Source organism: Aquincola sp. J276 (assembly GCF_024700035.1).
GTDB classification, from domain to species: domain Bacteria; phylum Pseudomonadota; class Gammaproteobacteria; order Burkholderiales; family Burkholderiaceae_C; genus Aquincola; species Aquincola tertiaricarbonis.
This window is the reverse complement of record NZ_JAJONC010000002.1, coordinates 1,010,419-1,032,709: the sequence shown is the minus strand read 5'-3', so window position 1 is coordinate 1,032,709 and position 22,291 is coordinate 1,010,419. Positions and strand designations below refer to the sequence as shown.

The following is a 22,291-nucleotide window of genomic DNA, read 5'->3' as shown; positions in this document are numbered from 1 at the left end:
GTGTAGCGAACACTTGGGAAGCTGCACCAGGCCATGCACATCAACGAACTCGATCTCAACCTGCTGCGTGTCTTCGACGCCGTCTACCGCGCCCGCAGCGTGAGTCGAGCGGCCGACCTGCTTGGCATCGCCCAGCCGGCCACTAGCCAGGCGCTCACGAGACTACGGCTGCTGATCAAGGATCCTCTGTTCGTGCGTGTTGCCGGCGGCGTGGCGCCCACGCCGAGAGCGCAGCGGCTGGCGCATGCGGTGCAGTCGGCGATCGCCACGCTAGAGGCCGCCTTGAACGAGGAGAACGCCTTTGATCCCCGAGCAGCGCAGCTGACCATTCGCTTGCACCTGAGCGACATCGGCGAGGCGCGCTTCCTGCCGCTGCTGATGTCCTCACTGAGCGAAAAGGCGCCGGGCGTGCGTGTCGAGAGCACACCTTTGGCACATGCCGACATCCCTCTCGCGCTCGACAGCGGGGTGCTCGACCTCGCGATCGGGTTCTTGCCTTCGGTGCATGGGACTCAGCGCACTGACCTGCTGAACGACACCTATATCGTGCTGCTGCGGGAAGGCCACCCATTCGTCTCGGGCAAGCGACGGCGTGCGGCGGCGCTGGAGGAGTTGGCCCAGCTCGAGTACGTGGCCGTGCGGTCTCACTCAGAAACCATCCGAATCCTCCAGCTGCTGCGGCTCGAAGACCGCGTGCGGCTGACGGCCGCGCACTTCCTGGCGCTTCCGGCTATCGTGCGCACGACAGACCTCGGGGTCGTCATGCCGCGGGCGATCGCAGCGGGATTCGTCGCGAGCGGAGGGCATACCATCATCGAGCCGCAACTTCCGCTCCGGAAGTTCACGGTGTCGCTGCACTGGAGCCACCGATACGAGAACGATCCGGCCCATCGTTGGATTCGAGAACTGGTGGTAGAGCTATTTCGACATAAGGCCACAGACGCTCTTACTGTGTCATAAGGGACGACTTCAGCTTGCCCGCTGCATGGCGACGGGGCAAGTCAGCCCCTGGACCTGACGATCCTTCACGCGGTTGGCACGCCGGTTGGCAAACAGATTGGCATGATGTTGGAGCGCTGGGCCGAACACCCTGACCACGCGCGCCAGCGCTGCTTGGTGCCCGCGCGCATGTCCAACGGCTCCACCGCCAGCCACACTGCCTTGACGCGGATCCCCGCAGCAGCTCTCGTGTCCAGGCAGCGAAGTCCGCTGCGGCCGCCTCTGGCCACGTCACTTTCAGCATCACAGCGCCGCGGTGCAGTTGGACTCGATGTCGCCGCCGGCCAGGGCCTGCGAAGCGGCTTGCGGCACGCAGCTGATTGCAACGAAGTCGTGCTGACTGGCGGCGCTCGCTCGGCCCACCCTCCGGCGCCAGTTGCCGCCAGCGGTGCACGACATTGGCATCGATGCCGCGCGACGTCGCCACCTTGGCCGCCGACGCACCGTGCGCGTCGCACTCCGCCATCACTTCGGCCTTGAGCGCGTGGCTGTCACGGACCCCGTTCAGGGCGGGAGTTCGCCGGCGGTGTCCAACGACCGTGCCAAAACTGGGTGCGGCCGCTTGGCAGCGTCCGCACCGAGCGACCGCTACCGCTGCAAACCTGCCCCCACCGCCCCCGGCCGCTTGACCAACCAGCACGCTGTCCGCAGCCCGCCAGCACCAACGCTTCAGCGGCAATCACCTCAGCAGCACGACCACATGCGCAATCACGCATTGCCCAAGCATCCCGGCTCCACCTCACACCCCATCGCCGCACTCATCCCAATAACTCCCTCCACATGGGCGCGATATTCTCAGCACGAGCGGAGGACCCTACGTGCTCATCAAGTCAGCGGAAGACCGCGTTGCGGACATCGACGCGCTTACACAATTGCTTGGCCGGCGTGACCTGACGCCGACCGTCCGCGCGCGCATCGAGCAGGAGATCCGGGCCGTGCGCGCGGGTGCCAAGGGCGAAGCCGAGGCTGCGTACGAGATCGACTTCTATCACCGGGCTTCCACGAAGTGGGCTGTCATCCATGACCTTCGGCTCGAGCACAAAGGGCGCGTGGCGCAGATCGACCATCTGCTGATCAGCCGCAGCCTGGACATCTGGGTGTGCGAGTCCAAGCACTTCGCCGAAGGCGTGGCCGTCAACGACCAGGGCGAGTTCACCGCCTTCTATGGCGGCCGGGCCGTGGGGGTGCCTTCTCCGTTCGAGCAGAACCGCAAGCACATCGCCCTGCTGCGCGAAGTGCTCCACAGCGATCGGGTGAACCTGCCCAAGCGGCTGGGCATCGCCATCAAGCCGGCGCTGGAAAGCGTGGTGCTGGTCAGCAAGAACGCAAGGATCACGCGGCCGCGCACGAAGATCGACGGGCTCGACCGGCTCATCAAGACCGACCAGCTGCGACACCTGATCGAAAAGACCATCAACGAGGCTTCCGCAGCCACCACGCTGCTGGCCGTCTCCAAGGTGGTCAGCCAAGAGACGATGGAGGACGTCGCGCGGCAGCTGGTGCGGCTGCATCAACCCGCGCAGTTCAACTGGACCGCCAAGTTCGGCCTGGCCGCGGCCGCAGCGCCAGCGCCTGTGCAGATGGCGCATGTGCAGCGGGCGCCCGCTGCGGCACCGTCGCCGGCTCCGGCTCCGCCACCGGCTGCAGCGGCGTCCACCGCACCACTGCCTGCCATGGCCGTGGCTCCCCCTCTTCCGCCGCCGGCTGCTGCGGCCGACCCTTTGGTCGACCCGCATGAAGGCCGGCTGTCCACCTCCAGGCTGGCCAGTGCCCGCGGCCTGCGTTCTTCCAAGGAACTGCTGGACCGGCTGGTGTCGGCGGGCTTGCTGGCGGTCACTCCTGAAGGTGGCCATGTGCTCACGCCAGCGGGCCAGCAGGCCGGTGGCGTGTTCATCGCCAAGAGCCGCTTCGGGCCCTACTTTCTCTGGCCCCGGGACCTGCTGAGCGCCTGCGTTACCCTCCGCGCCCATGAAGATGGACGACGTGGACCGCCAGCTCATCGCGCTGCTGCGCCAGGATGCGCGCATGAGCGTGGCCACGCTGGCGGGCAAGCTGGGTGTCTCCCGCGGCACCGTCACCAACCGGCTGCGCAAGCTGGAGGATGAGCAGCTGATCGTCGGATACACCGTGCGGCTGCGGCCCGATGCGGAGCCCAACCTGATCCGTGCCTGGACCAGCGTGCTGGTGGAAGGCAACCAGACCCGCGCCGTGATCGCCAGCCTGCTGGGCGAGCCCGGCGTGCAGGCCCTGCACGACACCAACGGCCGCTGGGACCTGCTGGTGGAACTGCGCGCCGAGACGATGACCGACCTGTCGCAGGTGCTGGAGCGGGTGCGGCTGATCAAGGGCATCGCCAACACCGAGACCAGCATCCTGCTGGCCACCTACCGCTGACACGGAGCGCCTCGGCCATGCACGTGCTGGATGCCCAAGCCACCCGCCGCGCGCTGCCCTTCGAGGCGCTGATCCCGGCGCTGCGCCGCATGTTCATCGAAGGCTGCGAGGTGCCGCGCCGCCATGTGCATCAGGTGGGCAGCTTCACCTCGCTGCTGATGCCGGCCTGGAACGCGCAGCACTACGGCCTGAAGACCATCAACATCGCGCCCGGCAATGCGGCGCGGGACCTGCCCGGGCTGCATGCGGTGTACCAGCTGTTCGATGCCACCACCGGCGTGCCGCTGGCGCTGCTGGACGGCGACGAGATCACCGCCCGCCGCACGGCCGCGGCCTCCGCGCTGGCGGCCAGCTTCATCACGCCGGCCCGCCCACGCCGGCTGCTGGTGGTGGGCGCCGGCCGGGTGGCGCGGCTGCTGCCGCCGGCCTATGCGGCGGTGCGGCCGCTGCAGCAGGTGACGGTATGGGCCCGCTCGGCCACGCAGGCCGAGGCCCTGGCCGCCGAATGGCGGGCGCAGGGCTTCGCGGCGCAGGCCGTGAACGACCTGGAAGCCGCGGTGCGGGCCGCCGACATCGTCAGCTGCGCCACGCTGGCCACTTCACCGCTGGTGCAGGGCGCCTGGCTGGCCGAAGGCAGTCACCTGGACCTGATCGGCAGCTTCACGCCCCAGATGCGCGAGGCCGACGATGCCTGCCTGGCCGGCGCCAGGCTGTATGTGGACACCGAGGAAGCGCTGGAAAAAAGCGGGGACCTGCTGGGCCCGCTGTCCCGCGGCGTCTTCACCGCGGCCGACGTGCGTGGCACGCTGGCGGCGCTGTGCCGCGGTCAAGTCGCCGCTTCAGGCAGCCAGGGCGATGGCCTGCCGGGCGCCGGCCGGGGCCGCACCGTCTTCAAGTCGGTGGGCACCGCCCTGGAAGACCTGGCCGCCGCCGTGCTGGCCTTCCAGGCCGCGAGCGCCTGAGGCTGCGGGCACTGCGCCGGTGGCCAGGCCGAACAGGTTCTTCGGGTCGGCCTGCTTCGGCACCAGGTCCACGGTGCTGCCGATGCCCAGCTCGGCCGCGGCTTCCTGTAGGAAGCACAGCGCCGAGTAGTCCTCCAGCGCAAAGCCCACCGAATCGAACACCGTCACCTGCTGCGGGCTGCGGCGGCCCGGCTGCCGGCCGGCCAGCACCTGCCAGAACTCGGTGACGGGGAAGTCCGCCGGCATCTGCTGGATCTCGCCTTCGATGCGGCTTTGCGGCTCGAACTCGACGAACACCGCCGCCTGTTCCAGCACGCCGCGGTGCAGCTCCGTCTTGCCGGGGCAGTCGCCGCCCACCGCATTGAGGTGCATGCCCGGCGCCAGCATGTCGGGCGTGAGGATGGTGGCCTGGGTCTTGTCGGCCGTCACCGTGGTCACCACGTCGGCGCCGCGCACGGCCTCTGCGGTGCTGGCGCACACCTGCAGCTGCAGGCCCTGGCCGGCGAGGTTGGCCACCAGCTTGGCGGTGGCAAGCGGGTCGGTGTCGAACAGCCGCAGCGTGGTGATGCCCACCAGGTCGCGGAAGGCCAGCGCCTGGAACTCGCTCTGCGCCCCGTTGCCGATGAGCGCCATCACCCGGCTGCCGGGCCGGGCGAGCACGCGGGCGGCCAGCGCCGACATGGCGGCAGTGCGGATGGCGGTGGTGATGGTGAGCTCCGACAGCAGCCGCGGCGCACCGGTGGCCACGTCGGCCAGCAGGCCGAAGGCCATCACCGTGGGCAGGCCGCTGCGGGTGTTGAGCGGATGGCCATTGACGTACTTGAAGGCGAACTGGGTCGCATCGGCAATGGGCATCAGCTCGATCACGCCGTGCGCCGAATGGGCGGCCACGCGGGCGGTCTTGTCGAATTCGGGCCAGCGCAGGAAGTCGGCCTCGATGCGCCGGGCGATGCCGGCGATGCAGGCCGGCAGGCCCTTGCGCTGCACCAGCTGCACCATGTCCTGCACCGATAGATAGGTAGTGGAAAGCGCCGAAGCGGTGTCCATGGAAGTCTCCGTCGTTGTGTTCCAGGAAGTGTGCGGCGGGCTGCTGTCAGGCGGAAGCGTCAACTTCATGCACAAAAGCGGACGTCGCTGCCGTTTTGGCAGCCTGATCTGCCGAAACGGCAACTTTGCGGGTGGCGCGCCGCTTGCCACCTGGCAGTGCAGCGCGGCCCATCCCGGGCCGCCGCGCTCCCAAGGAGAACTGCCATGAGCCAACCCTGGCTGCCCATCTGGCTGCTCGGCGCGCCTTTCGTGCTGGGCATCATCGAGTGGATCCGCACGCCCAAGGTCCGACGCAGCGACCGCTGAGTCGGCCCGCCGCGGGCCACTGCGCGTGAACAATTCCCGCGGGTGGCTTGCGATGCGTCAGTTCTGACGCGGTTGCCAGCGCTGCAGGGCAGCGCCTCGGGATCTGCGCGCCGATAAGAAGGCGGTAGTCACCTTCCGATCGGCAGTTCCCATGAGGTTTTCGTCCCTGACCGTGCGCACCCGCCTGCTCGGCGCCTTCGGCATCCTGGCGGCCGGGCTGATGGTGGTGTCGGCCCTGGCGTTGCAGTCGCTGTCGGCTGCCAACCAGCGCTTTTCGCAGTACATCCATGGCGTGAACCTGCGGGCGCAGACCGCCGACCGCATCCACGAGGCGGTGGACCGCCGCGCCATCGCCGCGCGCAACCTGGTGCTGGTGGCTGGTGCCGCCGACATCGCTGCCGAGAAGGCCGCCGTGCTGGCCGCGCACAAGGACGTGCAGGACAACCTCGCGCTGCTCGCCCGCCAGGTGGCCGCCGCGCCTGACAGCACCGAACGCACCGACCGCCTCACGCAGGAGATCGCCCGCATCGAGCAGGCCTACGGCCCGGTGGCGCTGGGCATCGTGGAGCTGGCGCTGGCCCAGCGGCGCGACGAGGCCATCGACCGCATGAACCGCGAATGCCGTCCGCTGCTGGCCGCGCTGCTGAAGGCCTCGGAAGACTTCGCGCGCTACACCGACGACCGGGCCCATGCCATGACCGCGCAGGCCGAGGCCGACTACCTGCATCGGCGCAACCTGCTGCTGGGCCTGGGGCTGATGGCGCTGGTGGCGGCCACCGCCGCCGGCCTGCTGATCGCCCGCAGCCTGGGCCGCGCCCTGGGCGCCGAGCCGGTGGACCTGTGCCGTGCCGCGCAGCAGGTGGCCGGTGGCGACCTGGGCCCCATCCCCGGTGCCGACGCCGCCCCCAGCGGCAGTGCACTGGCTTCGCTGCGGGCGATGCAGGCCAGCCTGGCCGCGATCGTGAGCCAGGTGCGGGATGCCTCGCATGCGATTGCCACTGGCACCGCGCAGATCGCCACCGGCAATGCCGACCTGAGCGAGCGCACCGAGGAGCAGGCCTCCAACCTGCAGCAGACCGCGGCCTCCATGGAAGAGCTGACTGCCACCGTGCGCCTGAATGCCGACACCGCGCGCCAGGCCACGCAGCTGGCCACCGCGGCCAGCGCGGTGGCGGTGGAGGGCGGCGCCGTGGTGGGCCGCGTGGTGGACACCATGGGCGCCATCACTGCCTCCAGCCGGCGCATCGTGGACATCATCGCCACCATCGACGGCATTGCCTTCCAGACCAACATCCTGGCCTTGAATGCGGCCGTGGAAGCGGCCCGCGCCGGCGAGCAGGGCCGCGGCTTCGCGGTGGTGGCCGGCGAGGTGCGGGTGCTGGCGCAGCGCTCGGCCGAGGCCGCGCGCGAGATCAAGGCCCTGATCACCGACAGCGTGCAGAAGGTGGAAACCGGCAGCACCCAGGTGGGCGACGCCGGTCGCACGATGGACGACATCGTGGCCCAGGTGCGCCGCGTGAGCCAGCTGATCGGCGAGATCGAGCTGGCCACCACCGAGCAGACACAGGGCATCGGGCAGGTGGGCCATGCGGTGGCGGAGCTGGACAAGGTCACGCAGCAGAACGCGGCGCTGGTGGACCAGAACGCCGCCGCCGCCGATGGCGTGAGCCGCCAGGCCGCGCGGCTGGTGGACGTGGTGGGCGCCTTCAAGCTGGCGGCCTGAACCCGGCCGCGCCGGGCCCCCCGCCGCCTTCCTGCGGCGGCCGACACTAGGGCTTCCCCTCATCGGGAAGCCCTTTTTCGTGCTTGATTGCACTCAAGTTTTGTATACAAATATCGCATGCGCTGCCGCCGTCGGCAGGCATCGGACCTCACGCCGTCCTTCCAACCGAGGAGCGATCCATGACGACAGCCACCACCGCCTCCGCCGTACCTTCGGCGGCCGAGGCGCCCGCCGAATCCAATGCGCTGATCAAGCCCGGCTACCACCCGCGGCTGACCAACGAGGACCTGGCCCCGCTGAAGAAGCAGACCTGGGGCCAGTACAACATCTTCGCGTTCTGGATGAGCGACGTGCACAGCGTGGGCGGCTACATCACCGCCGGCAGCCTGTTCGCACTCGGCCTGTCCAGCTGGCAGGTGCTGGTGGCGCTGCTGGTGGGCATCGTCATCGTGCAGTTCTTCTGCAACCTGGTGGCCAAGCCCAGCCAGGTGACGGGCACGCCGTATCCGGTGGTGTGCCGCGCTTCGTTCGGCGTGCTGGGCGCCAACATCCCGGCCATCATCCGCGGGCTGATCGCGGTGGCCTGGTACGGCATCCAGACCTACCTGGCCTCCAGCGCCTTCATGATCCTGGCGCTGCACTTCTACCCTGGCCTGGCGCCCTATGCCGATGTGGCGCAGCACGGCTTCGTGGGCCTGTCCACGCTGGGCTGGGTGGCGTTCATGGTGATGTGGGTGCTGCAGGCGCTGGTGTTTTGGCACGGCATGGAAGCCATCCGCCGCTTCATCGACTGGGCCGGCCCGGGCGTGTACGTGGTGATGGCCGTGCTGTGCGGCTGGCTGGTGTGGAAGGCGGGCTGGAGCAACATCGACCTGAACCTGGGCGGCGTGAAGTTCCAGGGCTGGGACGCGCTGCCGGTGATGCTGTCGGCCATCGCGCTGGTGGTCAGCTACTTCAGCGGCCCGATGCTCAACTTCGGCGACTTCTCGCGCTACGGCAAGAGCTTCGACGCGGTGAAGAAGGGCAACTTCTGGGGCCTGCCGGTCAACTTCGTGTTCTTCTCGCTGCTGACGGTGGTGACCACCGCGGCCACGCTGCCGGTGTTCGGCGAGCTGATCACCGACCCGGTGCACACCGTCGGCAAGATCGACAGCACCACCGCCGTGGTGCTGGGCGCGCTCACCTTCATGATCGCCACCATCGGCATCAACATCGTGGCCAACTTCGTGTCGCCGGCCTTCGACTTCAGCAACGTGGCGCCGCAGCACATCAGCTGGCGCACCGGCGGCATGATCGCCGCGGTGGGCAGCATCTTCATCACGCCCTGGAACCTGTACAACAACCCCGAGGTGATCCACTACACGCTGGACGTGCTGGGCTCCTTCATCGGCCCGCTGTTCGGCATCCTGATCGCCGACTACTACCTGGTGCAGCGCCAGCAGATCGACGTCGATGCGCTCTACACCATGAGCGAGCGCGGCCGCTACTGGTACAGCCGCGGCTACAACCCCAAGGCGGTGATCGCGATGGTGCCCTCGGCGCTCATCCCCATCCTGTGCGTGATGGTGCCGGCCTGGCGCGGCGCGGCCAACTATGCGTGGTTCATCGGCATGGGCCTGGGCTTCGTGATCTACGCGCTGATCAACCGCAAGCAGTGAACCGGACGAACGCCCCATGCGCATCAAGATCATCAATCCGAACACCACGCAGCGCATGACCGACAAGATCGGCGCCTGCGCCCGCGCAGTGGCACGGCCGGGCACCGAGATCGTGGCGGTCAGCCCGGCGATGGGCCCGGCCTCCATCGAGAGCCACTACGACGAGGCGCTGGCCGTGCCCGGCCTGCTGCAGGAGATCGCGGCCGGCGAGCGGCAGGGCATCGACGGCTACGTGATCGCCTGCTTCGGCGACCCCGGCCTGCTGGCCGCGCGCGAGCTGGCCGCCGGCCCGGTGCTGGGCATCGCCGAAGCCGCGATGCACCTGGCCAGCATGGTGGGCAGCAGCTTCTCGGTGGTGACCACGCTGGGCCGCACCATCGGCCAGGCGCGGCACCTGGCGCAGGCCTACGGCATGGACCGCTTCTGCGCCAACGTGCGGGCCTGCGAGCTGCCGGTGCTGGCGCTGGAAGACCCGCGCAGCGGTGCGCGCGAACGCATCGTGGCCGAGTGCCGCCGTGCGCTGGAGGAAGACGGCTCCGACGTCATCGTGCTGGGCTGCGCCGGCATGGCCGACCTGTGCGAGCACGTGGCCGACGTGCTGGGCGTGCCGGTGATCGACGGCGTGGCCGCGGCCACGCAGCTGGTGGAGTCGCTGGTGAACCTGCGGCTGCGCACCAGCAAGCGTGGCGAGCTGGCCAGGCCGCTGCCCAAGGCCTACACCGGGGCCTTGCAAGGCTTTGCGCTGGACCGCTGAGGCACGGTGCTGCGCCACAATCGTGGCCATGCCCCGTGCCCGCAAGACTGCCGAAACCGCCACCGCTGAGTCGCCCGCCGCCGCCGACGCGGCCGCGCCGCAGGCCACGGTGGACAGCATCGCGCAGGACCTGGCCCAGGCCATCGTGGAAAAGCGCCTGCCGCCCGGCACCTGGCTGCGCGAGGAGGCCCTGGGCCGCGTGTATGCGGTCAGCCGAACCAAGGTGCGCGCGGCGCTGCTCACGCTCAGCAAGGACAAGCTGATCGAGATCATCCCGGACAAGGGCGCCTTCGTCAGCCGCCCCAGCGTGCAGGAAGCGCGCGAGGTGTTCGGCGTGCGCCGCATCCTGGAAGCGGAGGTGGTGCGGCTGTTCGTGGCCACGGCCCGGCGGGCGCACTACCAGGCGCTGGAGCAGCACATCCGCACGGAACGCAACACGCTGCGCGAGCCGGCCACCACAGGCACCGTGCGAGAGAAGCTGCTGGGCGACTTCCATGTGGTGCTGGCCGAGTGCACCGGCCACAAGGTGCTGACCGAGCTGGTGCGCGAGCTGGTGGCCCGTAGCTCGCTGATCGCGATGCTCTACCACTCCGACAACGATGCCCACTGCTCCAGCGACGAGCATGCGGAGTTCCTGCGCATCTGCCGCCAGGGCGACGCCGATGCGGCGGTGGCGCAGATGACCGGCCACCTGCAGCGCATCGAGAACAGCCTGCGCCTGGACGGCGGCGCGCCCGACCGGCAGACCGACCTGGTCAAGGCGCTGCTGGCGTAGGACGCCACTGGTGCCACGCCGCGCTGCCGGCCGGCAGAGCCGGTGACGTTGGCTGCGCACACTGCGGCATGAACCAGCGCACCGTTCACCTCTACGTCTTCGAAGGCTTCGCGGATTGGGAAGCCGCCCATGCCATCGCGGCCATCAACCAGCCCGCCTTCCAGCAGCCTACCGACGACAGGCAGCCCTGGCGGGTGATGGCCGTGGGCGTGGCGGGCGACATGGTGCGTTCCATGGGCGGGCTGGCCGTGGTGCCCGACACCCATCTGGACAACGTGCTGCCCGACCACAGCGCCATGCTCATCCTGCCCGGCGGCCCGGGCTGGGAAGACGCCGAGCACCATGCCGAGGCCGAGGCGCTGGCGCGCCGCTTCGCGGACGCCGGCACGCCGGTGGCCGCCATCTGCGGCGCCACCGCCGGGCTGGCGCGTGCCGGCCTGCTGGACGACCGGCTGCACACCAGCAATGCACTGGCCTACCTGAAGGGCACCGGCTATGCGGGCACCGACCGCTATGACGACAGCGCCGCCGTCACCGACCGCGGCGTGATCACCGCCGGCGGCATGGCGCCGGTGGACTTCGCCCGCGAGATCCTGGCGCTGCTGGGCATCTACACGCCCGAAGTGCTGGCGGCCTGGCACGACCTGTACAAGACCGGCGAATCCCGGCATTGGATGCGCATGGCCGAAGCGGCCGGCACGGCGGACTGAAGCGCCAGCCACGGCGGCGCCCCTGGCCGGCACAGCGGCCTCAGCGGGCCGCGGCCACGTCCGGGTCGCGCAGCATCACCGGCTCGCGCGAGCCCGCTGCCAGCCTGCGGCGCACCGCCTCGTCGATCTGCCGGGCATGGGCCACATAGGCGGCCACGAGGTCGTCACCGGCGCCCTGGGCCTGGAAGTGGTAGCGCAGCGTGGCCCCGCCGATGCTGGCCGCCACCGGCGGCTGGCCTTCCTGCGTGACCCAGAAGCGCACCGTGGCCGAGGCGGGATCGAAGAACGGCGGGTTGGTGTTCATGGGGTTCTCGGTTCATGGCCAAGCCGCACGATGCGCCGCGGCCGCGGCGCCGTCTGTGCGCTGGCGAACACAGAGGGCGTACGCTTGGCCACCAGGGAGGCCCATGGCCCAGATACCCGCCGGCACCATGCCGCGTGACAACCACTTGATCGCCGCGCTGAGCGACGGCGACCTGCAGCGCTGGTCAGCGCAGCTGGAACGGGTGCGGCTGCCGCTGGGTGCGGTGCTGTATGAGCCCGGCCGGCCGCAGACCCATGTGTTCTTTCCCACCACGGCCATCGTCTCGCTGCTGTACGGCATGGCCAGCGGTGCCTCGGCCGAGATCGCGGTGGTGGGCCATGAAGGCGTGGTGGGCATTTCCCTGTTCATGGGCGGCGAGTCCACGCCCAGCCGGGCGGTGGTGCAGAGCGCGGGCGAGGGCTTCCGCGCCCCGGCCCGGGGCATCCAGCAGGAGTTCCATCGCGCCGGCCCCACCATGCACCTGCTGCTGCGCTACACGCAGGCGCTGATCACGCAGATGGCGCAGACCGCCGCCTGCAACCGCCACCATGCCCTGGGCCAGCAGCTGTGCCGGCTGCTGCTGCTGCGGCTGGACCGCGTGCAGGGCGACCGCCTGGCGCTGACGCAGGAGCGCATCTCGCAGATGCTGGGGGTGCGCCGGGAAGGCGTGAGCGAGGCCGCGCTGAAATTGCGCCAGGCCGGCCTGCTGCGCTACAGCCGCGGCCACATCGAGGTGCTGGACCGCGCGGGGCTGGAGGCCCGCTCCTGCGAGTGCTATGCGGTGGTGCGCCGGGAGTACGAGCGGCTGCTGCCCGACCGCCAGGCGGTGTAGCCGACGGGCGATCAGGTCGAAGCCGGCGCCGGCTCCTGCGCCTGCTCCTGCTCCTGCGCCGGATGCTGGCTGGCATAACGCTCCAGCAGCACGTAGATCACGATGCCCGAGGCCAGCGGCAGCAGGTAGTACAGCGCGCGGTAGGCCAGCACCGCGCCCATCAGCTTGCCTTGCGGCACGGTGCCGGACAGCAGGGCGAGGTACACCGCTTCCAGCACGCCCAGGCCAGCCGGGATCGGCGTGACCACGCCCACCACCGCGGCGGCCATCAGCACGCCCAGCGTCATGCCATAGCTCACCTGGTCGCCCAGCAACAGGTACATGGCGCCGCCCATCAGCGCCCAGTTGCAGGCCGACATCACCAGCTGCACCAGGGCCAGCGGCCCCGAGGGCAGGCGCACCTTGCGCCCGCGGAACTGCCAGGTGCGGCCCTTGGAGGCGAAGCACCAGGCGACATAGGCCGCGGCCAGCAGCACCATGCCCACGCCGATGGCGCGGAAGGTGGTGGCCGTCATGTGCGCCTGCTCGGGCGGCGCGATCAGGCCGGAGGCGAACAGGGTGCCGGCCAGCAGCCCGTAGCCCAGCCAGTTGGTGGCCAGGCTCACGCCCACCACCTGCGCCACCGTGGCTTCGTCCAGGCCGGCCTTGGCATACAGCCGGGCCCGCAGCGCCACCCCGCCCACCAGCGAACCCAGGTTCAGGTTGAAGGCATAGCTGGCCAGGGCGATGCCCCAGGTGCGCAGCAGGCCCAGCTTGTGGCGTGTGTGGTGGCGGCCGATGAGGTCGAAGCAGCCGTACAGGGCATGGCTGGCCAGCGCCAGGCCCAGCACGCCGGCCAGCAGCGAGAGCTTGTACTGCTTGAGCGCATGCCAGGCACCGGCCCAGTCGATCTTGTGCGCATGCGACAGCAGCATCGCCAGCACCAGCAGGCCGAAGGCCGGCACCACCCAGCGCTTGTAGCGCGCCCAGAGGCCGGCAATGCCGCGCTTGCCGGCCGCTGCGGAAGCGGCGGCCGCGCTGTCGTGCGCGGGGGAGGGGATGGTCGCCGAGTCGCTGGACATGGTGTACGCATGATCCGGTCCGGCCTGGCGCGGCGCCAGCCGCCGCGGGCTTCTCGCGCTGTAGGCGCTATCCGACGGTCGCGTGCCCGGCAAGCCGGCCATGCTCGGCCAGCAGCCAGCGGCGGAACTCCTGCATCGCCGGCGTGGGCGGGCGCGAGCGCAGCCGCGTGAGCCAGTAGCCGCCGAGGGTCACGCCGGTGTCGAAGGGCTGCACCAGGCGTTCCTGCCGCAGCGCGTCGGCGAACATCGCCGGCGGCAGCAGGGCCACGCCGGCGCCTTGCTCGGCGGCGGCGGCCATGGTCACCGACGAATCGAACACCGGCCCGCGCAGCAGCGGCAGCGGCTGGCGCGCCGCCTCGAACCACCGCGGCCATTCATCCACCCGGTAAGAGCGCAGCAGCAGCTCCCGACCCAGGTCGGCCGGCGACCGCAGCCGCCGAGCGATGGCCGGCGTGCACACCGGCGACAGCGGCGCCGTCATCAGTGCATCGGCCTCGGTGCCATGCCAGCTGCCGTCGCCGAAGCGGATGGCGCAGTGCAGGCCTTCGCCCGACAGGTCGACCCGGTTGTTGTGCGTCAGCAGCCGCAGGTCGATGAAGGGATGGTCGCGCTCGAAGGCCGGCAGCCGCGGCAGCAGCCAGCCCACCGCATAGGTGCCGACCGCGGCCACCGTCAGCACCTCGCGCAGCCGGCCCTCGCGGAACTGGCCCAGCACCGCGCCGATGCGCTCGAAAGTGTCGCTCAGCATCGGCAGCAGGGCCTGGCCTTCGTCGGTGAGCGCCAGGCCGCGCGGCAGGCGGCGGAACAGCGGCACGCCGATGCGGTCCTCCAGGTTCTTCACCTGGGCCGCCACGGCGTTCTGGGTGACCCGCAGCTCCAGCGCGGCGCGGGTGAAGCTGAGGTGGCGCGCCGCCACTTCAAAGGCGCGCAAGGCATTCAACGGCAACTGCATGCCCCAGATTTTCTGCGGTCTCGGGCACCGAATCCGCGTTTGTGGCCCGCGGCGGGGCTGTTTAACGTGGCGGCCATCCATCCCCCACCGCAGGAGATTCCCGATGCACCGACGCAGCTTCACCACCGGCATGGCGCTGGCCCTGGCCACCGGCTGGCAGGCCGCCGCCGCCAGCAAAACTTCAGGCAGCGCGGCCGATGGCCCGCCCGACTGGGCCGCCATCGAGGCCGGCGTCGGCGGCCGGCTGGGCGTGTCGGTGCTCGACACCGGCAGCGGCCAGGTCACCGGCCACCGGCTGGACGAGCGATTTCCGATGTGCAGCACCTTCAAGTGGCTGGCCGCCGCCCACGTGCTGCAGCGGGTGGACGCCGGGCTGGAGCGGCTGGACCGCCGCATCGTCTACGGGCCGGAGGTGCTGATCGCACATTCGCCGGTGACCCAGCGGCATGCCGACGGCAGTGGCATGACGCTGGCCGCGCTGTGCAAAGCCACCGTCACCGTCAGCGACAACGCCGCGGCCAACCTGATCCTGCAGACCCTGGGCGGGCCGGCCGGGCTCACCGCCTTCGTGCGCACGCTGGGCGATGCGCACACCCGGCTGGACCGCACCGAGCCCGAACTGAACGAGGCCACGCCCGGCGATCCGCGCGACACCACCACGCCGCGGGCGATGGCCGGTGCGCTGCAGCGCGCGGTGCTGGGCAATGCGCTGTCGCCGGCCGGTCGGCAGCAGCTTGCGGCCTGGCTGGAGGCGGCCTCCACCGGCTTCAAGCGGCTGCGCGCGGCGGTGCCGGCGGGCTGGCGCGCCGGCGACAAGACCGGCACCGGATCCCGCGGCACCGCCAACGACGTGGCGGTGTTCTGGCCGCCGGCCGCGCCGCCGCTGGTGGTGTGTGCCTACCTGACCGACAGCAGCGCCGCGCCGGCGCAGCGGGACGCGGCCCTGGCCGAAGTGGGCCGGCAGGCGGTGCAGCGGCATGCCGCGGCGGCCGGCGCGAAGCGTTCCTGACAGAGTGATCCTGCAGATCCGGCATGCTGAAGAAACAGGCACCGGGTCAGGGGGAAAGCCCTGCTTGCGGGCACGCAGGCGGGTACGCAGGATCGCGGCTCCTTTCCACCCCGGAGCCCCGTGATGATGAAGAAGTCAGTCCTCTGCGCGGCCTTGTTCGCCGCGCCGTTCATGGCCACCCCCGCGCTGGCGGCCATCGACACGTACACCGCCTTCCTGTATGGCGCCAACGAAACCGGCGTGGGCGACCCCGACGGCTTCGGCGTTGCCACGGTGCTGATCGACAACCAGGCGCTCACCGTGTCCTGGTCCATCATGGCCAACGCCATCGACTTCCCGCTCACCGGCGCGCACATCCACGCCGCGCCGGCCGGCACCAACGGGCCGGTGATCGTGGACTTCGGCGGCAGCCTCACCGGCTCGCAGATGTACGACGCCGACCTGGCCTCGATCACGCCGGTCAATCCCAGCAGCTTCTACGTCAACCTGCACAACGCGATGTATCCGGCCGGCGCCATCCGCGGCCAGCTGCAGTACGTGGGCACCGCCATGGCGCCGGTGCCCGAGCCCGAGACCTATGCGCTGATGCTCGGTGGCCTGGGCTTGGTGGGCTTCTTGGTGCGCCGTCGCCAGGCCGCGCGCGGCTGAAGCCCCGTCGGGCGCCGCGCCTGCGGCGCCCCTCGCGCCGGACTCAACCCGCGACCGCGGCCCGGCGCGCCGCCGCCCGCGGGGCCAGCCACTGCAGCAGCGTGGCCTGCAGGCCGGCCAGCTGGATCGGCTTGGCCAGGTGCGCATCCATGCCGGCGGCCAGCGCCTGGCGCACTTCCTCCGGCATCACGCTGGCGGTCATCGCGATCAGCGGCAGCCCGGCCAGCGCCGGTTGCTGCCGGATGCGGCGGGCCGCCTCGTAGCCGTCCATGCGCGGCATCAGGCAGTCCATCAGCACGCCGTCCACTGCGGTGTGGGCCAGCAGGTCGAGTGCGGCCTGGCCGTCGCTGGCGGTCAGCAGCTCCACGCCGAAGGTGGAAAGCATCTCGGCGGCCACTTCCAGGTTGATGTCGTTGTCGTCCACCACCAGCACCCGCACGCCCCGCAGCGCCGCGGCGGCATCGGCCGGGCTGGCAGGATCGCGCGCGCTGGCAGGTGACGCGGTGGTGGCGGTGCCGTCCAGCGCCGCGCGGCAGGCATCGCGCAGGGCCCACGGTGTCACCGGCTTCTCGATCACCAGGCCGGTCAGGCGCTCGTCGGCTTCGTCCGCGGCGGCCAGCGACGGCGTCATGCGCAGCACCGGCGGCGCGGGCTGCAGCCGGCGCAGCGCGGCCCGCAGCAGCTCGCCGCCCTCGGCCAGCAGCAGCCGGTCGTCGGCCAGCAGGAGCTGGTAGGGCCGGTTGTCGGTGGCGGCCTGCACCACCTGCTGCAGGGCGTCCGGCGCGCCGGCCACCGCCTGCGGCTGCGCGCCCAGCGCGTCCAGCATGCGGCACAGCAGCGCGCGGGCGCCCGCATGCGCTTCGATCACCAGGATGCGCACGCCGTCCAGCACCCGGTCGCCGGCCGGCGTGTCCTGCGGCGTGGCCGGTGCGCAGGGCAGGGCCAGCTGGAAGTGGAAGCGGCTGCCAAGGCCGGGCGTGCTGTCCACGCCGATCACGCCGCCCATCAGGCCCACCAGCCGGGCGCAGATCGACAGCCCCAGGCCGGTGCCGCCATGGGTGCGGCTGATGGAGGCATCGGCCTGCTGGAAGGGTGAGAACAGGCGCTCGCGGGTGGCGGCGTCCAGGCCCGGGCCGGTGTCGTGCACCGAGACCTGCAGCGTCACCCGGCCGCCTTCGGCCGGCTGGTGGCGGATCTGCACCGTCACCTCGCCCTGCGCGGTGAACTTCACCGCGTTGTTGCAGAGGTTGAGCAGCACCTGGCTCAGCCGCAGCGGGTCGCCCACCAGCTGGGTGGGCAGGTCCGGCGGCAGGTCGAACAGCAGCTCCAGGCCCTTGGCCTGCGCGGCCAGCGCCACCAGGCTGGCCACGTGCGACAGCCCGTCGCGCAGGTCGAAGGGCACCTCCTCCAGCTCCAGCTTGCCGGCCTCGATCTTCGACAGGTCGAGCACGTCGTTGATGATGCCCAGCAGCAGCACCGCGCTGCGGTGCGCCTTCTCCACGTAGTTGCGCTGGCGGGCGTCCAGCGCGGTGCGCAGCGCCATCGCCGACATGCCGATCACCGCATTCATCGGGGTGCGGATCTCGTGGCTCATGGTGGCCAGGAAGTCGGTCTTGGCGCGGCTGGCGGCCTCGGCGGCGCGCTCGGCGCTGCGGCGCACCTCCACCTCGTGGTGCAGCGCCTGGGTGCGGGCCTCCACCAGGTGTTCCAGGTGCGCGTTGATGTGCGCGTTCTCGAAGGCCACCGCGAACTGCTGGCCCACCACCTTGAGCGTGTCGAGCTGGTGCTCGGCCAGCTGCGTGGCCACCTGCCGGTTCTCCAGGTAGAGCATGCCGCGGTGCTCCCCGCGGCTGAAGATGGGCAGCGCCAGCAGGCTCTTGACGCCACGCGCCAGCAGGTCGGCGTCGCGGCCGTAGGCCGGGTGGTCGCGCACCGCGGCCACCTGCACCGGCATCGATTGGGCGGCCAGGCTGCGCACCAGCGCAGGCGGCACCGGCGGTGGCGGATCGGCGTCGTCGACCGCGCGCCATTCATGCGCATCGCTGAACCAGGCGGCGGGCTGCCATTGGTCCTCCTCGCGCCACAGCAGCACGCCGCAGTCGGCCGCGGCATAACGCCGGACCAGGCCGAACAGGATGCGCTGCACCTGCTGCGGTTCGCGGCCGCGGGCCAGGGCTTCGGTGGCGGACAGGACCACGTCCACCTCCAGCGAAGTCGACGCGGTGGCCGGCGTGGCGGCGGGCGCGGCCGCTGGCGCGCGGCCGGCGGCCTTGGCGGTGGCGCCCCAGGCCGCATAGCCGCTCGCGGCCATGTCCGCATAGGCCTGGGCGGCGCGCGGCAGGCCGGCCTCGGCATGGCAGGCGGCGGCCAGCTCGCAGGCCAGCGCCTGGTGCCAGCAGCGGCTGGCGACGGCCGCGCCGTCGATGGCGGCGTCGAAGTGCCGGGCCGCGGCCAGCCAGTCTCTCGCGGCCCAGGCGAGCAGCGCCTGCAGCAGCGTGTGCAGGTGCCCGAAGTTCATCGGCGCATGGGCGGCGCAGTCGGCCAGCCAGTCCTGCAGCGGTGCCAGCTCCGCCCGCAGTGCGGCGCCGTCGGCGCCGGGGCGGCGCAGCGCCACCGCCAGCGACAGCGCCCACAGCACGCGCTGCACGCCATGGGCGTAGAAGCTGCCGATGAGCCCCATGGACGGGCTGCCGCGGCGGCTGAGTGCCAGCACCTGCGGCCAGTCGTCGTGCAGCGCGGCGGCCAGCGCCCGGTACACGTAGGCGAAGGGCCCGGCCCAGCCCTTGGCGGTCGCGGGCTCCACCGGCATCGGCGGTCCGCCGCTGCAGGTGCGGTCGGTCAGCGCCCACAGCAGGTCGTCGAACACGATGTAGACCTCGCGCGCGGCCTCGTTGCTGGTGCGGGCCGCGCGGGCCAGCGCGTCGGCGATCTCGGCACGCACCAGGTCCAGGTGCGGCGCGCTGTCCACCAGGGCCGGCAGGGAAGCGAGGTAGCCGTAGCCGGCACATTCCAGGTCGCCGTGCACCAGCGCCTCGGCCGAGCTGGCATGGGCCGCATCGGCGCTGCGCTCGATCGGCTCCTGCCAGGGCATCACGCAGCTGGCCGCTGCCAGGCCCACCCGGTGGCGCTGCCAGCCGCCCTGCGAGGCCTGGGCCAGGCGCAGCGCCGCCAGCGAGAGCTGCTCCACGCCGTAGCGGTCGCGGCCGAGCGCCAGGAACACGGTGGACGCCAGCACCAGCACGAAGGGCAGGCGCTCGGTGCGGCCCTCCTCGCAGGCCAGGCGCACCGCCCGCAGCATCGCCCAGGCGAAGGCGGTCTGGTGGCTGCTCATCGAGGCCACGCCCGCGGCCTGCAGCAGCAGGGGAGCTGGTGACCACGCGCGGGTCGGTGGTCAGCGGCAGGGCCTGCAGCCGCTCGGCCTGCAGCAGGTCGCGCCACGTCTGCCAGTGCGCCATCTCGGCGCTGGCCGCGGCTTCCCACTGGCCGTCTTCCGGCACCTCGAAGCCCAGCTGCCGCAGCTGCCACCAGATCATCGCCAGGCTCTCGGCCTGCCTTTGGCGCCCGTTGAGCGACATGGCCTGCAGCGACACCATCTGCGCGGCCTGCTCGGGATGCTGCCGCACGTCCGGCATGGTCCGGGCGAACACCGCATCGGCCGCCGCGAACCGGCCCAGGCTGAACAGCGCCGCATGCTGCACCAGGCCCCGCCGCAGATCGAGCGCCGCGTCGGCCGGCAGGCAGCGCTGCAGCCGGGCGGCGGCGTCGCAGAAGTGCAGCGCATGCGCGAAGGCGGCGCGGCCGCAGGTGCTCTCGGCGGCCAGCAGCAGCACCTGCAGCAGCGGGGCGGCCTCGGCCGGCGACTGCACCCGGTCCACCGCCGCGGCCACGTGCTCCGCCACGGCGAACAGCTGCGCCGGCGTCAGCAGGGCAGGCGCCCGCCCGTCCATCAGCACGCGCGCCATCGCCAGGTGCCAGTGCTGGCGCTGGGCCGTGTCCACCAGCGCCAGGGCGGCCTGCTGCACCTGGTCGTGGCAGAAGTGCAGCTGCCGCACGGCGGTGCCGCCCGGCCGGTTCGCATGCAGCGGGCTGGGCCGGGAGGTGAGCAGCAGGTTCTGCTGCAGCAGCGGCAACAGCTGGTCGTCCAGCGTCTGGCGGTCGATGCCCAGCGTGCTGCCGAGCAGCGCCTCGTCGATGGCGCCGCCCATGCAGGCGCACAGGCCCACCAGCGCCTGCGTCCGGGCATCCAGGCGCTTGAGCTGCTGCGCCAGCACCGCCAGACCGTCCTCGCTGGCCGGCAGCGCGGCCAGGGCCGCCACGTCCCAATGCCAGCGGCCGTCGGTGCGCCGCAGCTGGCCGGCGTCGAACAGCTGCTGCACCTGCTGCAGCACCTGGAACTGGTCTCCGCCGGCGCGCTGGTGCAGCACGCGGGCCAGGTCGGCCACTTCCTCGGGCGCGGTGTCCAGCATGTCCGCCACCACCTTGCACAGGCTGGCCGCGCTCAGGCCACGCAGCGGCACCGACACCTGCTCCAGGCCGCTGGCGGCGATGTCGGCCAGCGCCTGGCGCAGGCCCGGCGACAGGTCGGCCTCGGTGTCGCGGTAGGCGCCCAGCAGCAGCACGCCGCCATGGCTTTCCTCGGTGGCGATGCGGCGCAGCAGCAGCAGCGAGTCGTCGTCGGCCCATTGCAGGTCGTCGAGGAACAGCAGCAGCGGCGGGCCGAGCTGGCGCGCGGCGCGAAACAGCGCCGCCAGCGCCATCGCGGTGCGCTGGGCCACGGCGTTCAGCTCCTGCGCCTCGCCGCCGGCCGCGGGTGCCGGCGCGCGCGACTGGCCGTCGACCTGCAGCAGCGGCCCGAACGCCGGCACCAGCTGCACCAGCGAGCCGGCCTGCGGGCCCAGCGCCGCGCGCAGCAGCTGGCGCGTGGCCACCAGCTGCGCATCGGGCCCGGCCCACCAATGCTCGGCCAGCTGCGACAGCGCATCCACCAGGCCGGCGCAGGGCTGGTGGCGGCTGTGCTGGTCGTACTTGCCCGACACCAGCAGCATGCGCCGCGGCGCCAGCATCGGCATGAGCGACTTCACCAGGGTGGACTTGCCGGTGCCCGAGGCGCCATGCACCCACACCACGCGGCGCTGGCCGGCCGGCGCATCGATCGCGGCGAGGATCTGGCCGAGCTGGTCGTCGCGGTCCACCAGCCGCGACGGCGGCGCGGGCTGGGCGCGGTGGTCGTGGCGGCCCGGCACGAAGCCTTCGCCCGGCAGTGCCAGCAGCTGCTGCAGGTCCCGCCGCAGGCCGGCATGCGACTGGTAGCGGTCCTGCGGCCGCTTGGCCAGCAGCTTGTCGATCAATGCGGCGACGCCACGCGGCAGCGCGGGATTCAGCACGTCGGGTGACTCCGGCTGGCGCGCCAGCAGCGCATGCAGCCGCGTCAGGGGATCGGGCTCGGCGAAGGGCGGCTGGCCGGTGGCCAGCCAGTACAGCGTGGCACCCAGGCCGTAGAGGTCGGCGCGGTAGTCGATGCCGGCGCCGACGCGGCCGGTCTGCTCCGGCGCGCTGAAAGGCCGCACTTTCACGGCCTGCGCCGCTGCCGACGGCGGCGCGACCGCGAAGCGCCGCTGGGCCACGGCCTCGCCGAAGTCCATCAGGCCGACCGCTTCGGTGGCCGCGTCCAGCATCACGTTGCCCGGCCGCAGGTCGCCGTGCAGCACGCCGGCGGCGTGCACGTCCTCCAGCACCTGCAGCAGCCCGAGCGCGATGCGCAGCAGCCGGTCCGCCGGCACGGGTCCGGCGCTGCAGGCGGCGGGCAGCGGCAGGCCGGGCAGCCGCGTCTCGGCCAGGGCGCGGCGGCCGGGGTCGAAGTCGATGAGCCGCGGCACGCCCGCCACCGATTGCAGGAGGCGAAGCACCTGCGCCTCGGCACGCAGCCGGTCGAGCAGCGCTTCGTTGCCGGGCCCCGCGTCGGCCTCCTTCAGCAGGCAGGGCTCGGCGGTGATGCTCCACCGACCGGGCGTGATGCGCAGCCCGTTGCGCTCGTAGGGCGTGCCCGGGGACAGAAGGCGCGCGCTGCTGGTGGCGGAGGAAGTGGCCATGGCGGTGGACGGCACCGCCGAGTTCTGCGCAAGGCCACCAGATGTGTCAGCAATGCTGGGTTTCTGAT

The 22,291-nt window shown here is 71.6% G+C and carries 17 protein-coding genes and 2 pseudogenes; 13 read left to right on the top strand and 6 right to left on the bottom strand.

Annotated elements, in window-relative coordinates:
- Positions 1-33: 33 nt before the first annotated feature.
- The 4 genes and pseudogenes from LRS14_RS22665 to LRS14_RS22650 form a co-directional block, all read left to right on the top strand.
- Positions 34-960 (top strand): LysR family transcriptional regulator, encoded by a 927-nt coding sequence (locus LRS14_RS22665; protein ID WP_257801211.1) that lies wholly within the window; start codon positions 34-36, stop codon positions 958-960.
- An 857-nt stretch (positions 961-1,817) separates the two neighbouring features.
- Positions 1,818-3,104: a nuclease-related domain-containing protein gene (locus tag LRS14_RS22660; RefSeq protein ID WP_257801210.1), complete on the top strand. Its 1,287-nt coding sequence runs from the start codon at positions 1,818-1,820 to the stop codon at positions 3,102-3,104.
- The gene (locus LRS14_RS22655) at positions 3,025-3,393 is read left to right on the top strand and encodes an Lrp/AsnC family transcriptional regulator (RefSeq protein ID WP_232315320.1); all 369 of its coding nucleotides are present in this window, start codon (positions 3,025-3,027) and stop codon (positions 3,391-3,393) included. Before LRS14_RS22660 ends, LRS14_RS22655 begins: the two co-directional genes overlap by 80 nt.
- Positions 3,394-3,410: 17 nt before the next feature.
- Positions 3,411-4,286: pseudogene (locus LRS14_RS22650) on the top strand (ornithine cyclodeaminase family protein); the annotation flags it as partial.
- Here the strand turns inward: LRS14_RS22650 and LRS14_RS22645 are convergent.
- The gene (locus LRS14_RS22645) at positions 4,233-5,402 is read right to left on the bottom strand and encodes an ornithine cyclodeaminase (RefSeq protein ID WP_310740868.1); all 1,170 of its coding nucleotides are present in this window, start codon (positions 5,400-5,402) and stop codon (positions 4,233-4,235) included. The pseudogene LRS14_RS22650 and the gene LRS14_RS22645 overlap by 54 nt on opposite strands.
- Between LRS14_RS22645 and LRS14_RS22640 the strand changes: the two genes are divergently transcribed.
- From LRS14_RS22640 to LRS14_RS22610, 6 genes are all read left to right on the top strand, one after another.
- Positions 5,401-5,610, top strand: a complete 210-nt coding sequence (locus LRS14_RS22640) for a hypothetical protein (RefSeq protein ID WP_257801207.1) — start codon at positions 5,401-5,403, stop codon at positions 5,608-5,610. The two genes, LRS14_RS22645 and LRS14_RS22640, sit on opposite strands and share 2 nt — an antisense overlap.
- A 249-nt stretch (positions 5,611-5,859) precedes the next feature.
- Entirely contained in the window at positions 5,860-7,431 is a 1,572-nt protein-coding gene (locus LRS14_RS30410; protein WP_310740867.1) for a methyl-accepting chemotaxis protein, read from the top strand.
- A 179-nt stretch (positions 7,432-7,610) separates the two neighbouring features.
- On the top strand, positions 7,611-9,089 hold the full coding sequence (locus LRS14_RS22625) for an NCS1 family nucleobase:cation symporter-1 (protein WP_046112584.1): 1,479 nt from the start codon (positions 7,611-7,613) through the stop codon (positions 9,087-9,089).
- Positions 9,090-9,105: 16 nt separating this feature from the next.
- Complete coding sequence (locus tag LRS14_RS22620; RefSeq protein WP_257801206.1) at positions 9,106-9,843, top strand: aspartate/glutamate racemase family protein; 738 nt, start codon at positions 9,106-9,108, stop codon at positions 9,841-9,843.
- A gap of 28 nt (positions 9,844-9,871) precedes the next feature.
- Positions 9,872-10,618 carry a GntR family transcriptional regulator gene (locus LRS14_RS22615; protein WP_257801205.1) on the top strand — a complete coding sequence of 249 codons (747 nt, stop codon included), beginning with the start codon at positions 9,872-9,874 and terminating at the stop codon, positions 10,616-10,618.
- A 68-nt stretch (positions 10,619-10,686) separates the two neighbouring features.
- A complete protein-coding gene (locus LRS14_RS22610; RefSeq protein WP_257801204.1) occupies positions 10,687-11,328 on the top strand; it encodes a DJ-1/PfpI family protein in 642 nt (213 codons plus the stop codon).
- 40 nt (positions 11,329-11,368) lie between these two features.
- On the opposite strand, the gene LRS14_RS22605 is transcribed toward LRS14_RS22610, so the two are convergent.
- Positions 11,369-11,632, bottom strand: coding sequence for a DUF1488 family protein (locus tag LRS14_RS22605; RefSeq protein WP_046112580.1), 264 nt, complete (start codon positions 11,630-11,632; stop codon positions 11,369-11,371).
- 103 nt (positions 11,633-11,735) lie between these two features.
- Here LRS14_RS22605 and LRS14_RS22600 point away from each other — a divergent pair, with 103 nt between their 5' ends.
- Positions 11,736-12,464, top strand: a complete 729-nt coding sequence (locus tag LRS14_RS22600; RefSeq protein WP_257801203.1) for a Crp/Fnr family transcriptional regulator — start codon at positions 11,736-11,738, stop codon at positions 12,462-12,464.
- Between the two features lie 11 nt (positions 12,465-12,475).
- Here the strand turns inward: LRS14_RS22600 and LRS14_RS22595 are convergent, their stop codons facing one another.
- Both LRS14_RS22595 and LRS14_RS22590 read right to left on the bottom strand, forming a co-directional pair.
- Positions 12,476-13,525 carry a lysylphosphatidylglycerol synthase domain-containing protein gene (locus LRS14_RS22595; protein ID WP_257801202.1) on the bottom strand — a complete coding sequence of 350 codons (1,050 nt, stop codon included), beginning with the start codon at positions 13,523-13,525 and terminating at the stop codon, positions 12,476-12,478.
- Between the two features lie 67 nt (positions 13,526-13,592).
- A complete protein-coding gene (locus LRS14_RS22590; protein ID WP_046112578.1) occupies positions 13,593-14,477 on the bottom strand; it encodes a LysR family transcriptional regulator in 885 nt (294 codons plus the stop codon).
- 103 nt (positions 14,478-14,580) lie between these two features.
- Here LRS14_RS22590 and bla point away from each other — a divergent pair, with 103 nt between their 5' ends.
- Positions 14,581-15,486, top strand: coding sequence for a class A beta-lactamase (gene bla / locus LRS14_RS22585; protein WP_257801201.1), 906 nt, complete (start codon positions 14,581-14,583; stop codon positions 15,484-15,486).
- A 123-nt stretch (positions 15,487-15,609) separates the two neighbouring features.
- Complete coding sequence (locus tag LRS14_RS22580) at positions 15,610-16,134, top strand: CHRD domain-containing protein (RefSeq protein WP_198156904.1); 525 nt, start codon at positions 15,610-15,612, stop codon at positions 16,132-16,134.
- A gap of 43 nt (positions 16,135-16,177) precedes the next feature.
- On the opposite strand, the gene LRS14_RS22575 is transcribed toward LRS14_RS22580, so the two are convergent.
- Both LRS14_RS22575 and LRS14_RS30780 read right to left on the bottom strand, forming a co-directional pair.
- Positions 16,178-19,465 carry a response regulator gene (locus LRS14_RS22575; protein ID WP_257801200.1) on the bottom strand — a complete coding sequence of 1,096 codons (3,288 nt, stop codon included), beginning with the start codon at positions 19,463-19,465 and terminating at the stop codon, positions 16,178-16,180.
- A 1,339-nt stretch (positions 19,466-20,804) separates the two neighbouring features.
- Positions 20,805-22,223 (bottom strand): annotated as a pseudogene (locus tag LRS14_RS30780) (serine/threonine-protein kinase); the annotation flags it as partial.
- Between the last annotated feature and the right edge of the window lie 68 nt (positions 22,224-22,291).

What these genes read in the sequence shown, in the direction of transcription:
- LRS14_RS22665 (WP_257801211.1), top strand. Translation starts at nt 34, where the DNA reads ATGCACATCAACGAACTCGATCTCAACCTGCTGCGTGTCTTCGACGCC.
- LRS14_RS22655 (WP_232315320.1), top strand. Translation starts at nt 3,025, where the DNA reads ATGAGCGTGGCCACGCTGGCGGGCAAGCTGGGTGTCTCCCGCGGCACC.
- LRS14_RS22640 (WP_257801207.1), top strand. Translation starts at nt 5,401, where the DNA reads ATGGAAGTCTCCGTCGTTGTGTTCCAGGAAGTGTGCGGCGGGCTGCTG.
- LRS14_RS22645 (WP_310740868.1), bottom strand. Translation starts at nt 5,402, where the DNA reads ATGGACACCGCTTCGGCGCTTTCCACTACCTATCTATCGGTGCAGGAC.
- LRS14_RS30410 (WP_310740867.1), top strand. Translation starts at nt 5,860, where the DNA reads ATGAGGTTTTCGTCCCTGACCGTGCGCACCCGCCTGCTCGGCGCCTTC.
- LRS14_RS22625 (WP_046112584.1), top strand. Translation starts at nt 7,611, where the DNA reads ATGACGACAGCCACCACCGCCTCCGCCGTACCTTCGGCGGCCGAGGCG.
- LRS14_RS22620 (WP_257801206.1), top strand. Translation starts at nt 9,106, where the DNA reads ATGCGCATCAAGATCATCAATCCGAACACCACGCAGCGCATGACCGAC.
- LRS14_RS22615 (WP_257801205.1), top strand. Translation starts at nt 9,872, where the DNA reads ATGCCCCGTGCCCGCAAGACTGCCGAAACCGCCACCGCTGAGTCGCCC.
- LRS14_RS22610 (WP_257801204.1), top strand. Translation starts at nt 10,687, where the DNA reads ATGAACCAGCGCACCGTTCACCTCTACGTCTTCGAAGGCTTCGCGGAT.
- LRS14_RS22605 (WP_046112580.1), bottom strand. Translation starts at nt 11,632, where the DNA reads ATGAACACCAACCCGCCGTTCTTCGATCCCGCCTCGGCCACGGTGCGC.
- LRS14_RS22600 (WP_257801203.1), top strand. Translation starts at nt 11,736, where the DNA reads ATGGCCCAGATACCCGCCGGCACCATGCCGCGTGACAACCACTTGATC.
- LRS14_RS22595 (WP_257801202.1), bottom strand. Translation starts at nt 13,525, where the DNA reads ATGTCCAGCGACTCGGCGACCATCCCCTCCCCCGCGCACGACAGCGCG.
- LRS14_RS22590 (WP_046112578.1), bottom strand. Translation starts at nt 14,477, where the DNA reads ATGCAGTTGCCGTTGAATGCCTTGCGCGCCTTTGAAGTGGCGGCGCGC.
- bla (WP_257801201.1), top strand. Translation starts at nt 14,581, where the DNA reads ATGCACCGACGCAGCTTCACCACCGGCATGGCGCTGGCCCTGGCCACC.
- LRS14_RS22580 (WP_198156904.1), top strand. Translation starts at nt 15,610, where the DNA reads ATGATGAAGAAGTCAGTCCTCTGCGCGGCCTTGTTCGCCGCGCCGTTC.
- LRS14_RS22575 (WP_257801200.1), bottom strand. Translation starts at nt 19,465, where the DNA reads ATGAGCAGCCACCAGACCGCCTTCGCCTGGGCGATGCTGCGGGCGGTG.